This window comes from Marinobacter sp. EN3 (assembly GCF_000475315.1).
In the GTDB taxonomy this organism is placed as follows: domain Bacteria; phylum Pseudomonadota; class Gammaproteobacteria; order Pseudomonadales; family Oleiphilaceae; genus Marinobacter; species Marinobacter nauticus.
The window spans coordinates 94,419-109,930 of sequence record NZ_AXCC01000023.1; the positions used below are offsets into that span (position 1 = coordinate 94,419).

Annotated in this window: 15 protein-coding genes; 6 read left to right on the forward strand and 9 right to left on the reverse strand. The window is 58.4% G+C overall.

Annotated features, from left to right (window positions below):
* Positions 1-48: 48 nt before the first annotated feature.
* Together Q675_RS27780 and Q675_RS27785 are read right to left on the reverse strand one after the other, a co-directional pair.
* On the reverse strand, positions 49-705 hold the full coding sequence (locus tag Q675_RS27780; RefSeq protein WP_014422186.1) for an OmpA family protein: 657 nt from the start codon (positions 703-705) through the stop codon (positions 49-51).
* A 57-nt stretch (positions 706-762) separates the two neighbouring features.
* Positions 763-1,752, reverse strand: a complete 990-nt coding sequence (locus Q675_RS27785) for an alpha/beta hydrolase (RefSeq protein ID WP_011786266.1) — start codon at positions 1,750-1,752, stop codon at positions 763-765.
* 70 nt (positions 1,753-1,822) lie between these two features.
* On the opposite strand from Q675_RS27785, the gene Q675_RS27790 reads away from it, so the two are divergent.
* Positions 1,823-2,716, forward strand: a complete 894-nt coding sequence (locus Q675_RS27790) for an alpha/beta hydrolase (protein WP_011786267.1) — start codon at positions 1,823-1,825, stop codon at positions 2,714-2,716.
* On the opposite strand, the gene Q675_RS27795 is transcribed toward Q675_RS27790, so the two are convergent.
* From Q675_RS27795 to Q675_RS27810, 4 genes are read right to left on the reverse strand one after another with little or no spacing between them, the layout of a single operon-like run.
* Positions 2,694-2,972, reverse strand: coding sequence for a GIY-YIG nuclease family protein (locus Q675_RS27795; RefSeq protein ID WP_011786268.1), 279 nt, complete (start codon positions 2,970-2,972; stop codon positions 2,694-2,696). The genes Q675_RS27790 and Q675_RS27795 overlap by 23 nt on opposite strands.
* Positions 2,965-3,870: a DMT family transporter gene (locus Q675_RS27800; protein ID WP_011786269.1), complete on the reverse strand. Its 906-nt coding sequence runs from the start codon at positions 3,868-3,870 to the stop codon at positions 2,965-2,967. The genes Q675_RS27795 and Q675_RS27800 overlap by 8 nt, the downstream gene beginning before the upstream one ends.
* The gene (locus Q675_RS27805) at positions 3,863-5,248 is read right to left on the reverse strand and encodes a sigma-54-dependent transcriptional regulator (protein WP_022991444.1); all 1,386 of its coding nucleotides are present in this window, start codon (positions 5,246-5,248) and stop codon (positions 3,863-3,865) included. The genes Q675_RS27800 and Q675_RS27805 overlap by 8 nt, the downstream gene beginning before the upstream one ends.
* Complete coding sequence (locus Q675_RS27810; protein ID WP_022991445.1) at positions 5,245-6,717, reverse strand: ATP-binding protein; 1,473 nt, start codon at positions 6,715-6,717, stop codon at positions 5,245-5,247. The genes Q675_RS27805 and Q675_RS27810 overlap by 4 nt, the downstream gene beginning before the upstream one ends.
* A gap of 221 nt (positions 6,718-6,938) precedes the next feature.
* Between Q675_RS27810 and Q675_RS27815 the strand changes: the two genes are divergently transcribed.
* Both Q675_RS27815 and dctP read left to right on the forward strand, forming a co-directional pair.
* Positions 6,939-7,328, forward strand: a complete 390-nt coding sequence (locus tag Q675_RS27815; protein WP_022991446.1) for a DUF4168 domain-containing protein — start codon at positions 6,939-6,941, stop codon at positions 7,326-7,328.
* Positions 7,329-7,483: 155 nt separating this feature from the next.
* Positions 7,484-8,545 carry a TRAP transporter substrate-binding protein DctP gene (dctP, locus tag Q675_RS27820; RefSeq protein ID WP_023011149.1) on the forward strand — a complete coding sequence of 354 codons (1,062 nt, stop codon included), beginning with the start codon at positions 7,484-7,486 and terminating at the stop codon, positions 8,543-8,545.
* Between the two features lie 14 nt (positions 8,546-8,559).
* On the opposite strand, the gene Q675_RS27825 is transcribed toward dctP, so the two are convergent.
* The 3 genes from Q675_RS27825 to Q675_RS27835 are packed head-to-tail and all read right to left on the reverse strand — an operon-like array spanning position 8,560 to position 11,451.
* Positions 8,560-9,369, reverse strand: coding sequence for a mechanosensitive ion channel family protein (locus Q675_RS27825; RefSeq protein WP_023011150.1), 810 nt, complete (start codon positions 9,367-9,369; stop codon positions 8,560-8,562).
* An 11-nt stretch (positions 9,370-9,380) separates the two neighbouring features.
* A complete protein-coding gene (locus Q675_RS27830; protein WP_023011151.1) occupies positions 9,381-10,592 on the reverse strand; it encodes a hypothetical protein in 1,212 nt (403 codons plus the stop codon).
* 16 nt (positions 10,593-10,608) lie between these two features.
* A complete protein-coding gene (locus Q675_RS27835) occupies positions 10,609-11,451 on the reverse strand; it encodes a 23S rRNA (adenine(2030)-N(6))-methyltransferase RlmJ (RefSeq protein ID WP_011786276.1) in 843 nt (280 codons plus the stop codon).
* Between the two features lie 169 nt (positions 11,452-11,620).
* On the opposite strand from Q675_RS27835, the gene Q675_RS27840 reads away from it, so the two are divergent.
* The 3 genes from Q675_RS27840 (at position 11,621) to Q675_RS27850 (ending at position 15,509) form a co-directional block, all read left to right on the forward strand.
* Positions 11,621-12,916, forward strand: coding sequence for an imelysin family protein (locus Q675_RS27840; RefSeq protein WP_011786277.1), 1,296 nt, complete (start codon positions 11,621-11,623; stop codon positions 12,914-12,916).
* Between the two features lie 139 nt (positions 12,917-13,055).
* The gene (locus Q675_RS27845; RefSeq protein WP_023011152.1) at positions 13,056-14,465 is read left to right on the forward strand and encodes a di-heme oxidoredictase family protein; all 1,410 of its coding nucleotides are present in this window, start codon (positions 13,056-13,058) and stop codon (positions 14,463-14,465) included.
* Positions 14,466-14,474: 9 nt separating this feature from the next.
* Positions 14,475-15,509, forward strand: a complete 1,035-nt coding sequence (locus tag Q675_RS27850) for an imelysin family protein (RefSeq protein WP_023011153.1) — start codon at positions 14,475-14,477, stop codon at positions 15,507-15,509.
* The last annotated feature ends 3 nt before the right edge of the window (positions 15,510-15,512 follow it).

Sequence of the window (15,512 nt, forward strand, 5' to 3'; positions counted from 1 at the left end):
AAGCCCCGGCATAAACCGGGGCTTTTTTGTTGAATGCTGAGCAGGTTATTACTGCATCGGCACCAGTGTCAGCTCAACGCGACGGTTCTGCTCACGACCCGCAGCCGTATCGTTGGAAGCAATCGGGTAGCGCTCGCCATAACCGGTGGCCCGGGTACGACGGGGCTCAATGCCCTGATTCAACAGGAAGTCACGGACAGAAGACGCGCGACGCTCGCTCAACAGCTGGTTGTAGCTGTCTGAACCGGTGCTGTCAGTATGGCCTTCAATCTGGATGATGGTTTTGTCGAACTCTTTCAGAACCAGAGCCACAGACTCAAGAGTGCCGGTAAAACCGGAACGGATGGTGGACTGGTCGGTATCAAAAGTGATGTTACCCGGCATGATCAGGTCGATCTGGTCACCATTACGGACGACGCGAACACCGGTACCTTCCAGCTTCTGGCGCAGCTGGGCCTCCTGGCGATCCATGTAGTAGCCGATACCGCCACCCACGGCCGCACCGCCAGCGGCACCAATCAGTGCGCCTTTGCCACGATCACTGCTGCTGGAGGTTGCTGCGCCAATAGCAGCACCACCGATCGCGCCAATAATACTGCCCTTGGTGGCATTCGAAGTTTTCTCTTCCCCGGTATACGGGTCATAGGTCATACAGCCACTCAGGCCAACAGTTGCTACCGCAAAGGCAAGAATTGTCTTTTTCACTGTCTTCTCCCGCTTCTGTAATCGTTGGTCCGGAGCTTTTGGCACTACAGCCACTGCTTACTCCGAGAATGTATCGATAATGGTATTGAATACCGTCGCCTGCAAATCCTGCGCTTCGTTCACAAGATGATGACGACCGTCCGGTATTCTTCGTTCCTTCACTGAGGAAAATTTATTCCGGATAATCCTCAGATTGTGCTGCCAGTCTACCGTCAGATCCTTCTCACCCTGCACCACGGTGACCGGAAAATCCACCGGCCTCGCCGACTCAATGTGCGGCACCCATTGTCGCAATGCAGTCACCCAATCGACATGAACCGCTCTTGCCTGCAACGGGTCGTGTTCCCGCAGGAACCGAAGAAAGCGGGTATCGCCACTGTTCGGGCCGAATACCCGTTTCCAGCGAGTCAGGAACGGTTTGACCAGACTGTGGAGAATCTTTGCCCCCAGCCAGCCCATAGGCCTTACCAGTGGCGCCAGCAACACCACTTTGCGGAACGCCGAGGACTCCCGGTTGTGGTGGTTCGACAGCAGGTAGTCAATCAATATTGCGCCACCCGTACTCTGCCCCACTGCGTACCAGGGCCCCCGAATCTTGTCCCTGACCTTCGCCATTACTTCCGACAGTACGGCCTGGTACTCCAGGAAACTGCCAATGGCGGCCGGCGTACCACTCGACAATCCGTGCCCGGGCTGATCGTAGGCCAGAACATCGAAGCCTGCACCAAGACAGCGGTCAATCAATTGGGTATACAAACCCACATGATCAAAATAACCATGCAGAATGAACACCGTGCCTTTCGGGCTGGCGCTCTCCGGCAGCCGGAAGTAATGCACCATCACTTCATGCCGCTCGGCACAGATGTACCCCTGATGGTAGACCACATCCGGATGCTCAACCCAAAGATCAAGGCCATAGAACCGGCAATACGCCTCCATCTCGGAACTCAGTTCCCGGCTGGCGGACGGATCAAACGGTTCCAGACGGTCCAGCAGGGAATGTCTGTCCCAATTCGGTATTTCTATGGTATCTGTTTTCCAGTACACGTAGAGTTAAACGCCTGTCATGAATCCATAAATGCCAGTCATCCTAACGCATTCACAAGGGAGAACACAGATGTTCCAGCCGCTTCTTGAGGCCGGGTTGAGAGGGACCATGCACCGTTTTGTGAAGCCCGTCCTGTCCCGGGCGTTTCCGTTATCGGTGCAGCGCCGATACACCCGGGAAGCTTATCGAACATCCTACCCGCCTAAAGACGTCAGTTTCGCGTGGGAAGACCTGGGCGATGTACCGGTGCTGCGCGCCTCCCCGGAAGACCGTTCTGGCGGCACCGTACTGTATTTTCACGGCGGAGGCTATGTTATGGGCTCTGCCGATACCCACCGGGGCATTGCCGGCCATCTGGCCAAATTCTCTGGCTGCGACGTACTGATCCCGGATTACCGGCTGGCGCCGGAGCATCCGTTTCCCGCCGCGCCAGACGATGCCGAAGCCGTATATCTGGCCTTGATCAACCAGGGGGTAAGCCCCGGCTCCATTGCCGTGGCCGGAGATTCCGCCGGCGGCGGTCTGTCGGTGGTACTGGCCATGCGATTGCGCGACCACGGTCATCCACTGCCCTCATCCGTCACCTGCTTCTCGCCCTGGACAGATCTGTCAGAAAAGGATCTTTACACTCCGGAATGTGAACCGGTCCTGCACGCTGCCTGGACCTTCAAAGCCGCGAAAATGTATGCCAACGGCGTGCCTTTGACACACCCGCTGGTGTCGCCTGTCTACGGTGACCTGAGTGGCCTGCCTCCCCTGCTGATTCAGGTCGGAAGCCAGGAAGTTCTGCTCAACGACGCCCGTCGATTGGCGGAGGCGGCCAAACAGGAACACGTGGAAACCACGCTGGAGATCTACAACAATCTCTGGCACGTATTCCAGGTGCACGCCGCGCAGCTTGACCGGGCCAGAGACGCTCTGGCCGTTGCCGGGCGTCACATCAGACATCATCTTCAAGCCTGACGACACCCCGGATCAAAGCTTCCTTTCGAACCTTGGGCCAGCGCTTGACCTGCCATTCCAGGCGGGAGGCGCGGCTCCTGTCGCCGGCAGGCACATGGAACTCCAGGGTTAACGGCCCTTTACCTCTCAGGCTCCGGGCACCTTTGGGTGCCCCCGCCTGATGCTCGGCAAACCGCCGCTCCACATCTGTGGCAATTCCGGTGTAGAGGCTACCCGATGCGGTGCGAACAAGGTACAGATACCAGTTTTCAGCCATGGCTCAACGCCTGCTCCCGGTCACGGACCTTCTTCTGCTGCAGCCATAATCCCGCAATGATCAGCACCAGCCCGACGTAGGTCGAGGTGAGAATAACTTCGCCCAGAATGAAGTAGATAAACACCAGGGACAGAAAAGGCGAGATAAAAATCAGATTGCTCACTTTCGAGGTGTTTTCTGCTTTTTTCATGGCCTGGGACCACAGCACAAAGGCTATGCCCATTTCAAAAACGCCGACGTAAACCGCAGCGGCCATCGAACTCCCGACCGGCATGACCAACCCCGCCGTCTGCCAGCACACCAGCACAATGACCGGCAGTCCAAATAGAAAATTCAGAAACAGGCCTACCACCGGGTCCCGGGTATCCCGGGTGGCAATAATCCAGTAAGACGCCCAAACCAGCGTGCTGCCCAACGCCAGCGAGACACCGAGGGGGTCCGAGAATGAGAGCGAGGTTACGGCACCGCGGGTGGCGATCACTACCACTCCGGCGTAACACACCAACCCCGCCAGAATATCGATCCTGCGCAGTTTCTGCCCCAGAAACGGCACCGACAGATAGGCCAGCACCAGTGCCCAGGTGTAGTTCAGAGGCTGGGCCTCCTGGGCGGGCAGACGGTCGAACGCGCCAAACAGCAGAAAGTAATACAGACAGGGATTGATCAGCCCCATCAGCATGGACTGCAGGTATTGGCCCCGCCGCAAACGGAACACCAGTCCCCAGCGCCCCTGTAGCATAAGGATAGCCGCCATCACGACGATGGATGCGGTACAGGCCACCAGCAGCATCTGAACCGGCGCAAGATCCGCCAGTGACAATTTGAAGGCGGTAGCAACGGTCGACCACAGCAGCACCGTGGCAAGGCCGTACATCATGGCCTGTTTCTGATCAGTCATGCCCATGCTCCAAATCCGACTCCAGCCAGCGATACAGTGTTCTGCGATTAATGCCGAGTATCTGGGCCGCCCGGCGTTTATTACCATCAACGGCAGCCATGACCCGGCGCACGTAATCCTGCTGGAGCATCTCCAAGGTGGGCCATTCGGAAAGTTTCCCGGGCGAAGCGGCAACGGCAGCCTGAACAATCCCGCCCTGGCGCTTCCGGATGCGTTCGGGCAAATGCTCGGGCTGTAGGGTATCGCTTTCACAAAAAGTGACCGCCCGCTCAATCGCACTGGACAGCTCACGCACATTGCCCGGAAACGGATAATCGCGGAGTATCCTTAACGTAACGTCACTGAACTTCAGGAACCCCCGGCTGTGACGACGTGCTGCCTCACCCAGAAAATGCATGGCCAGCAATTCAACATCCTCATCCCGCTCCCTCAGGGGAGGCACCGTTAACGACAGGGTTTCGAGACGATAATACAGGTCTTCGCGGAAATGGCCCTGCTCAACAGCCCGAAGCAAATCCACATGAGTTGCCGCCAGAATGCGAACATCCACCATTTCCTCATGGTCAGCTCCCACTGGTTTGATGCAGCCCTCCTGCAACACCCGAAGCAGTTTGGCTTGCAGAGCCAATGGCATTTCACCAATCTCGTCCAGCAGCAAGGTGCCACCGTTCGCCTCTGCAAACAGCCCCCGACGGGCCTGCCGTGCACCGGTAAAAGCACCAGCCTCGTGACCGAAGAATTCACTTTCCATCAAGTCTCGCGGTATACCGGCACAATTCACCGCAAGGAACGGCCGTGCTGAGCGCTCACTTTGCTGGTGGATTGCCCTCGCAACCAGCTCTTTCCCGGTTCCACTTTCGCCATTAATCAGAACCGCGGCCTGACTGCGGGCAACCTGGCGAATGTCTGACCTGAGGCGATCCATCATCGCACTGCCGCCGATCAAGCCCATGCTTTCATCGCCGCCGCGCCCGGACTGATACTCCGCCAACTGCCGGTTCAGATCCGCCTGGGCCAGCAACCGTTTGATCTTTAACCGGAGATGATCCGTTGAGAGCGGCTTGGTCAGAAAATCATCAGCGCCGGCCTTCAAAGCATCGACCGCCTGGTCCACCGTCCCAAACGCGGTAATCACGATAAAGGGAATACCGGGATGCTCGGCCTGCTGAAGCGACAGAATCTCCAGACCGTCACCATCGGGCAAGCGCAGATCCGATACGATCAGGCCCGGGCGTTCGTCTGCCAGAGCAGTCCGCGCCTCGGCCACCATACTGACCCTGCGTACGCGGTATCCATCCACTTCCAACTCCTCCATCAGCAGCTGGCCAAGGCTGGCATCATCTTCGACCAGCAGGATCGTGACAGGCCGGCTGCTCATTGCCCCACCTCTTTCGGAAAATACAGCGCCATACCACAACCACCCAACTCGCTATCAATCACCTCAACGGCCCCCCCGTGTTCTTTCATGACACTCTGAACCACTGCCAGCCCTAACCCCGTGCCTTCGCCGGCCGGGCGGGTGCTGAAGAACGGCTCGAAAACCCTGGCGTGATGCTCCGCCGGTATACCAGGGCCATCGTCCTCGACCCGGAACACCCAAAACTCCCCGGTCTCGCCGACTGAGAGCGCGACCTGTTCCCGGCCAGCCTGACACGCATTTCTCACCACATTCAGACACGCCAGGCCAACCCGGAGCGGCTCCGCCCGTGTCGGCATCGGCCTGTCAAAAGCGTCGGCTTGCAGCGAAACCGCCTGGCAGCGCCTGTCTTCACGGGCGCGGGTAACGACGTCCTCGAGAATGTCTGCCAGGTTTACGGGTCGCCGGGACTCGGGCACATGCCGGAAACAGTCCAGCAGTTGCTGGATAATCATGGTCATCCGGTCCACCTGATGTTCGATATCATCCAGATGCCGTTGCTGCTCCTGCTCCAGCCCGGCCCTGGCCAGAATGCGGGCCCGGCCCTGAATAACGTTCAGAGGCGCCCCCAGTTCATGAGCTACCCCGCCTGCGACCCGGCCAATCATCGCCACTTTCTCCTGGTATTCCAGCTGTTCTGCCAGGGCCCGTTCCCGGGCAATCCTGTCTTCGATTTCGGCCTCGGCCTCGGCCATTCGTTCGCCCAGAGCACGAATGCCCTGCTGGATCTGGCGCAGCTCCTGTGGCCCTGCCTCCGGAGTCTCCAACCGCCAGGCGCCCGGTTGCAGAGAAGCCATGCTCTCCAGCAAACGGTTCACATGTCGCCCCACGGTGCGGTAATGCCCCAGAACGACAACGAGGATGATGGTGGCCGCAATCATCGACCAGATCACCACTGCCCACCAACGGCTGGTGGCCACCAGGTCATGGAAATCACTGCGTTGCCGCGTTACCTGCAACAAACCCTGAATCCGCCCGTCTTCCGCCACCAGAGGCGTAAACTGGGAAAACACCGACTCGCCATCCACCCTACGAAACGCACCCCCGAGTTCACCACTGGCGATTACTTTTTCGGCGCTGGCACTGTTGGTGACATCGGAGTCAGCAACACCGAGACTGGCCACCCGATCACCCTCTGAGTCAAACACCGAGGCCCCGGAAATGCGCCCGATCTGGAAGATGGATTTCAGGGATTCGCCCAGTACCAGTTCATCGCTTTCGGCCAGCGCCTTGCTTACCGGCCCGCTGACCGCTCGGGCAACCAGTTCCAGGTCTTCACGAAGGCGATCGTTCAAAGCACGCTCTACCGCCCCCATGCCAATGTAGATAGCAATGCCACTGAACAGCAGCAGCGGCACCACAATACTGAGCACCAACGTTAATTGCAGCGACCGGAACAGTGCCCCGACCCGTTTTCCCAACAACGCCATAAACACCACTCTGCAAAAATGTCACAGCCTTTCTGCCACATGTGGCATTTTGCCACAAGGCAGATTACTGAGCTTTAACCATACAAAATACACAACCCACTGTTTTTTATGACTTTATACGAAAACTAAAAGCTGGCACGGGAATCGCAAATGTCACAGTGACATTCACAACTTTGTGGCTGGACAACAGGTCCGCCCACATCAAAACCAGGAGTTAAGCTATGAACAAACTGCTTGTATCCCTCACCGCATCTCTGGCCCTGCTGGCAACCGCACCGGTTATGGCACAGCAGGACCCCGCGTCGGCTGAACAAGGCTCTGGCTACAGCAATCCCGCCGCTGCAGGTACCCAAAGCACCAACTACAGCGATGCTGAACTGAAACAGTTCATCGAGGCGCAATCCGGTGTAATGGAAGTCCGCGAGGAATACATCGAGAAGATCGAATCGGCCGACTCTCAGCAGGAGGCCCAGGAGCTGCAGATGGAAGCCAACGACGAGATGGTCTCCGTGATCGAAGACGTGGGTATCGACATCCCCACCTACAACGCCATTGCCACCGCTTACAGCAGTGAGCCAAAGGTACGCAACCGCGTTGACGCTCTGATGTAATTTTCCTGCATCCGGTTCGTCGTCTGGCCCCGCTTCGGCGGGGCTTTTTTGTGGCTGTTCATCAGGCATTTACACATCGGCCTTTTCTCCCCAGTATGTTGTGTTACCTTTTCCCTCTAGACTCAAATGCGCCGGATTCTGGAGCCCTGAATACAATGACCAAACGCCACCCGCTTCTCCGCTTCAGCCTCGTTGCCACTGCGGCAGTGATGCTGCTGACCGGCTGCTCCGACAACGACGACCCGGCAGCCGCGCAGAGTTCGGCGAATGGCAAACCAGAGTATCCGGTCACCTGGCGCTTTGCCCTGGAAGAGATTGAAGGCAGCGTTCAGCATCTTTATGCGCAGCAGTTCCGGGAACAGATTGAAGCGCTGTCCGGTGGCAAGATTGAGGTCGATGTCTTTCCTTATGGCTCTTTGGGCACCTCGGCCCAACTGACAGAACTGACTCGCAACGGCTCAGTCAACCTGGCCTTTGCCTCGCCCGGCCACCTGGCCGATACCGTTCCGGAAACCGGCCTTTTTAATCTTCACTTCCTGCTTCCGGAAGAACAGGAACCGGCCCGTCGCCTTCTGGAGGCGCCCGCGTTTATTTCCGCATTTGAACCGGCCTACCACAACGCTGGCCTGCAACTGCTGGGGTTTGTGCCGGAAGGCTGGATGACCTGGACGGCCAACAGCCCCCTGAGAACCCCCAGTGATTTCCAGGGTTTAAGATTTCGCACCATGACCTCGGAAACCGCGGCGGAAGCCTTCCGAAGCTATGGTGCAGATCCGGTACAGACGCCTTTCTCCCAGGTATACAGCGATCTCCAGCTCGGCAACATCGACGGCCAGAGCAACCCGGTGTTTGCTATTGAGGAAATGGGGTTCCACGAGGTCCAGAACGTTATGACCATGGCCAGGGCCTCACGGTTTATCGCATCTGTTGTAGCCAATGAGGACTGGTTCGCCGGTCTCCCCTCGCAGGAACGGGAATGGCTGCAGGAGACCATTGCACAGTTATCCGAGGAAGCCTGGACCATCCAGGAGGACCTGAACAAGGAGCGGCTGGAGACCATACTGGAACAGGGCGGTATCCGGGTCGTACGGCTGACGGAAGCTGAAAGGGCGGCCTTCCGGGAGGCAAGCCTGCCTGCCAGGGAACGCTTTATCGAACTGACCGGAGACAAAGGCCAGGCGCTGATTCAGCAGGCGATGTCAATTTCGCGCGACTGATCAGCCTCGGCATCTCAGGATTTCTGCGCCTCCAGATAAGGGTAGGAGACCATTCGGACCCCCTCATCACCACAGATCTCCGCAGCTCTTACGGTAAGGTCTGAAATAAAGCGCGCCTGCTCTCTGGGTTCCAGCGGGTAGGCTTTCAACCGATAGCACATACCGGCTTCCCGTGCGGCAACCGTGACCAGCACCGGCTGGTAGGTTTTGGTGAGCGGGCAGGCAAAGATCGCATCCCGGAACAGGCCCAGCATCCGGCCGACATCGTGGTTCGGGTCCAGAAAAACCTCGGCCACGCACATCAGGTTATCCGTGCCGTCATTGCCATTGGCCAGCAGTGTATTCCACAGCAGGCTGTGGGGAATCACAATCACGGTATCATCCAGCGTCACGATTTCTGCGGCCCGGGTACCGATACTCCGCACCTCACCGTAGCGACCGTTCACTTCGATCCAGTCACCCGGTCGGTAAGGCATTTCATAGAGCGTAACGATACCTGCAATGAGGCTGTTGGCGTAGTCCTTGAACGCAAAACCCAAGGCAAGACCCAGGGCACCGAAGATGGCAATCATGTTCTCGAATGAGGGTTCCACCAGAATGGGCACCACCACAATGATCGTCAGAACAATGACCAGAAGCCGGAAAAGAGGAACGGATGCGAGAAGGTACAGCCTCGGTTTTCCCGATAGTTTCGCAGCCAGTACCGGAACTGCTTTCTGAACCATCAGAATCAGCAACGAAGCCGCAACAATGACCGCCAGGGCTTCCAGCAAAGCCTCGGAGGTAATTGAAGACAGCGCGTCCTTGATACCGAAATCGCCCATAACCGTTTCTCCTAGAAGCTGTCCACCGGATACCCTTTGGATTGCAGATACCGCCGGACGGCCGGATACGCCAATGCCTGCACCCGAAAGATGCCTTCCTGCTCATCGCCGGTCACTACGTCGGCTCGTTCCAGCCGGGACAGCGCTATCCGCAGTTCCTCGCCAGGCAACCCCGACGTCAGCTCCAGCTGCCCCAGGCTCAGGCCGCCATGCATCAACAACGCATGCAGCAGGTAGCCGGACTGCCGGGCTGAACTCTGGGGCACGGCAGGCAAACTCAGCTGATCCAGCGGCGCCACCCAACACTGGCGGCCCTCTTGATGTGCATCCTCTTCCCCTTGCTGCTGCGTCTCGTCCTCGGGCCGTGCCCGAAGAGTTCGGCGCCAGATAGCCAGGGCAACGCCCGGATTTCCCCGAGCCAAAGTGGCCAGATCCCGGGTAAACAGGCTGTATTTTCGCTCGTCGTCCCCGGTTGGCGCCGGCAGTACATACAGGCCATCCTGGGTCATTCTCGCCGTCAGTGGTCCTTGCGGGCGCTCCCCCGCCAGATGTCCAAGCCAGTTGGTAAGACGATCCCCCGACAAAGGGCTGGGAGTCAATGGCGCCAGGTGGAGCTCTGGCAGGTACTGAGTCCAGAACTGCCAACACCAGCTGGAACAGCCAATGATGCCCTCACCCACTTTATCCCGCGCCAGGCGCGCGAATAATTCACGCAGCAAGCCAAGACCGGACCGGTGTCGCAGCCAGAAATCTGCCAGTTCCGGTATTACCCAGTCATCGTCCTGAAGCTGGTGATCCCACCAGCCGGTAATGTCTCTTTCAGGCATTAACAGATTGTCCGGCGGGGCGATCACCCGCCGACCCGAGGCCCCCAAAGCTTCGGCAATACCTGAGAATGGTGGTGCCACCAGAAAACTGGCCTTGCGTGACTGCCCGCCTGACCGGCGCAACTGTTCCAGCGCGTTCAATAAAGCCCGGGCAAGTTCTTCACGATCCGGTACCGGGGCATAGTCCTGAATCTGGCGTTCCGACAGGGTAGGCAAATCATCCAGACTTCTGAACGCCTGTTCGTCGGGATGAATGCCTGCTTTTAACTGATCCAGAATATCCCGGAGACCACTGCGAATGGTTCTGCGGACGGAGGTCTCCGGAACCCGCCATTGCTCCAGAGGAATCAGCCCGCCAGGCAGGCATGGGTGATCAGCTTGGTTGTTGTCTGTCAAAGGAGATACTCCGGGCCTATTCAGGCACCAGCCAATCCATGGAAGGCGACAGACCGAGCCGATCGGGGCCGGTCAGATCCGACATCATGGCCGCAAAACGTTCATCGAACCCCCAGGGCGGGTTCACAATCAGCATCCCGGAACCCACCATGCCCCGTTCGGGCGGCTGATCCAGCATAACCTCGCACTGAAGAATCTTGCGCACCGAACCGGACGCCCTCAGCGAATCCATCAGCTGTTGCTCCAGGCCACTGGTTAACAGGGGATACCAGATAAGATAGACGCCATGGCGGCATTTTTTCCACGCGTCCATCAATGTCCGGGCTACGGCCTCATAATCGGTTTTGATTTCGTAAGAAGGATCAATCAGCGCCAACAGTCGCGGCTGTGCCGGCGGCAAGCATTTCAGGAGCCCTTTCAGGCCATCCTCATGGCGCACCTTCACCCCCACTTCATCCGCCCACTGAGCCAGCTGACGCTCTTCAGAAGGGTGCAGCTCGAAAGCGGTGACGGAATCACCCGGACGGCAAAATTCCGCAAACCATGCCGGTGAGCCCGGATACGTCCGTAGCGGCCCATTGCCTGGGTTGTACCGCGCCAATACCTCCAGAACCGGCTGCCAGTCGCCGGTGGCCAGTTGCTCCCGGATCCGCCACAAGGCCTGAACACCAGCATCAGCTTCGCCGGTTTTTCTTGCCCGCTCGCTGCCCAAATCGTAACGGGCGCTGCCCGCGTGGGTGTCAAAACAGGCTATGGCAGATTTCTTGGATTGCATCATGGCCAGCACCAGTGACAGTGCAGCATGCTTCTGAACATCGGCAAAGTTGCCGGCGTGGAAGGCGTGAAGATAACTCAGCATAAAAGGCTCCCGGAATCAGGAGCCCATTAAGCCGCAGTCACCTTGACCACGCAAGCGGCCCAACAATCACCTATATCAAAAACCCCTTGCTATGTAGGGTTTCCAAACCCATAATCTGAACGCTAATATTTCTTATTTACAAAAAGACCTCATCAACATGGAGTTTGAAATGAAAAACCTGTTTCGCCCAGCCCCATTGGCACTGACCATTGCCACAGCCCTTACCGCGGGCTGCGCAAACGCGCCCTGGTCCGCCGAGCAAAGTGCGCAGGCCACCAAAGCATCGGTGGTAACCCATTACGCCGATCTGGCCCATGCCACCTACGAGGATGCCCTGATTACTGCGCGTGCGCTGGACGAGGCTACTGACCGTCTGATTGCCAACCCCACCGAAGCCAACCTCAAAGCGGCAAAAGAAGCCTGGCTGGCCTCACGGGTTCCTTACCAGCAGTCAGAGGTTTTCCGCTTCGGCAATGCCATCGTGGATGACTGGGAAGGCCAATTGAACGCCTGGCCACTGGACGAAGGCCTGATCGACTACGTCAAAGCCGACGACTACCAGCACGAACTCGGTAATGCCGGTGCAACCGCCAACATCGTTGCCAGCAACAGCATTAACGTCGGCGGGGAAACTCTGGATGTGGCAACACTCACCCCCGAACTGCTGGCTGACCTGAACGAAGTGGGCGGTTCCGAAGCCAACGTAGCCACCGGATACCATGCGGTCGAATTCCTGCTGTGGGGCCAGGATCTGCACGGTTTTGAAGGTGGCGCAGGCGAGCGCCCGGTTACTGACTACGCCAAAGGCAACGACTGCACCAACGGCAACTGTGAGCGCCGTGCCCAGTACCTGGATGCCGTGACTGATCTGCTGGTCGATGATCTGGAGTGGATGGTTGCCCAGTGGGCCCCGGGCACCTCAGACAACTACCGTTCCCAGCTGACGTCCGCAAACGCCGACGAGGGCATCCAGAAAATGCTGTTCGGTATGGGTTCCCTGTCCCTCGGCGAGCTGGCCGGTGAGCGCATGAAAGTTGCCCTGGAAGCCAACTCCTATGAGGACGAACACGACTGCTTCAGCGATAACACCCACAACTCGCACTACTACAACGGCCAGGGCATCCAGAACGTGTATACCGGCACCTATCGTCGCGTAGATGGCTCTGTGGTTTCAGGCCCGTCCCTGTCTGATCTGGTTGAGCAGACCAACCCGGAGCTGGATGCTCGCCTGAACCGTCAGTTGGACGCATCAATGGAAGCCTTGGCGCTCATGAAAGCCCGCGCCGAAAGCAGCCAGAACCCGATGGCCTTTGACACCATGATCGCCCCGGGCAACGCGGAAGGCACCCGCATTATCAACGGTGCTATCATGGCCCTGGTTGAGCAGACCGGCTCTATCGAGCAGGCTGCACGGCAACTGGGCATTCAAGCCCTGTCCCCGGACGACGCCGGCCATTCATTCTGATTGATCCGGTTGCAGTAAGCGGATACCGGGAGATAGAAACTCCCGGTATCCTGCTAACAAGAACAAGCCATGGAAAACCCTCCTTTATGCCCGAAGGTCGATTTTCCATGGCTTCTTCCATTCTGAAACGCGAGTAGTTATGAAACGAGCACTCATCTTCTGTCTGTTGCCGCTGGCCTTCAGCACTCAACCCCTGATTGCAGAGACTCACGCTGGTTACCCGATACAAACTACACCGGCCACAGGCGGTGAAGGCACGGTCAATCAGGCCGACACCAACGCCTACTCGCTGCCCCAGGGCAACCTGTCCATGACCAAACGCCTGGATTTCAGCGTTGGCAACAGTTTCTTCCGCAATCCCTGGGTGGAAGCACCGGCCAGCACCGATGCCCGGGACGGCCTGGGCCCCCTGTTCAATACCAACTCCTGCCAGGGTTGTCACATCAAGGATGGCCGTGGACACCCGCCCGGCGTTGATGAACCGCCTGTCTCCCTGTTCCTGCGGCTGGCAGTACCCGCCGATCCGGTCAAGGATGCAGAACTCCTGCGCAAGCACGGTTTCAAACCCGCACCGGTCTACGGCAGTCAATTGCAGACTGCGGCCCTGCCGGCCGCAAAACCGGAAGCGGATCTGCTAATTGACTGGGAGCCCGTTCAGGAAACACTTGGGGATGGAACGGTGGTTGAACTGCGCAAACCGGAATATCGCATCGAGAACCCCAACTATGGTCCTATGCCGTCGAATTTGCTGGTCTCGCCCCGGGTGGCACCACAAATGATCGGCATGGGACTGCTGGAAGCCATCCCCATTGCCGATCTTGAGGCATTGGCCGATCCTGAAGATGCTGACAACAACGGGATTTCCGGCAAGCTTAATCAGGTGTGGGATGTCGCCAGCCAGCAAACGCTGCCGGGCCGGTTTGGCTGGAAAGCCGCGGAACCGGATGTGCACCAGCAAAGCATGGGCGCCTTCGCCGGCGATATGGGCCTGACATCGTCCATCAAACCCACCACCGACTGCACCCCGGAACAACAGTGCGAACGGTTTACTCACGGTGGTGAGCCCGAAGTGAGCGACAAGGTCGCCAACTTTGTCACCTTCTACGCCAAGAGTCTGGCGGTCCCTGCCCGTCGGGATCTGGGCGCTGAATCCGTGCAGAAAGGCGCCAGGCTATTCAATGAAACCGGCTGTGCCGGTTGCCACACCCCGAAACACCAGACCGGAGAAGTGGCCGACCGCCCGGATCTGAGCAACCAGACCATCTGGCCCTACACCGACCTGTTACTGCACGACATGGGCCCGGCCCTGGCAGACGGCCGGGACGAGTTCCTCGCTGACGGCAACGAGTGGCGCACGCCACCGCTTTGGGGCATCGGCCTGGCCCAGGTGGTTAACCCCCAGTCCGGTTTTCTGCATGACGGCCGCGCCCGCACGCTGGAAGAAGCCATTCTCTGGCACGGTGGCGAAGCCCAGCCGGCAGCTGACCGCTATCGTCAGATGGCCGAGCCGGAGCGCAGCGCCCTGATCGATTTTCTGAATTCACTCTGAGGATCCACTATGCAACCGATCACCAGACTCTTCTTCGCCTCCGCCCTGCTTGTCTGCACTACGGCGGCACTCGCGGCCAACGCCGATACCCGGGCCCGCGAACAGTGGCATGGCGCTATTCAAAACGGCTACGAATCGCTGGCAACCAAAACCGAACAACTGGCATCGGCGGCAGTCGGCTACTGCAACGCACCGACGTCCGACAGCCGACCGGCCCTGAACGATGCCTGGCTCGATGCCTTCCTGGCCTGGCAGCGGGTCCGATTTGTTGACTTCGGCCCGGTGGAGAACAACAACCTGTCCTGGCAATTCCAGTTCTGGCCGGACCCGAAAAACCTGGTCGCTCGCAAGGCCCGGTATCTGCTTGGCACCGAAGCTCCCGTTAACGCCGAGGTGATCAACCAATCCGGGGTAGCGGTTCAGGGCTTTCCCATGGCCGAATACCTGCTATTCGATGAGCAACTCAACAGTGGAGAAAACGCCCTGCCCGCAGCCAAAAACTGTGAGGTGCTCTCGGCGGTCACCCGACATATGGCACTTAATGCCCGGGGTCTCGCAGACAGCTGGGCCAGCTTCAAACAACACTATCTGGACACCGGGCCATACCGCGACACCACCATCAAAGCCGGTATGACGGCGCTTGAAATACTGGAAGAGCGACGACTGGCGCAGCCCATGGGGCTAAGGGGCAATGGCAAACGCAACCCTTACATCACCGATGCCTGGCGCAGTGGCCAGAGTCTGATGGCGGTGGAAGCAACAGTGGCAGGGCTCGAGAAATTCTACCTTCCCGGACTGATCACTTTGCTGAAAACCGACGGCGAGGCCAGACTGGCAGAGCGCATTCAGAGGCAGTTTGAGGAAGTGGCTGACAACTTTCCGGAAGCCCATGCTGCCATGGCAACGCTCATGGAGAGTGATGAGCGGTTCCGCATTCTGCAAGGGCTCTTTGTGGATGTTTCCCAGCTTTCAACGCTGGTCAATGACGAAGCCGCCGTGGCGCTTGGCGTAGTGCGTGGCTTCAACTCAAGTGACGGCGACTGAACA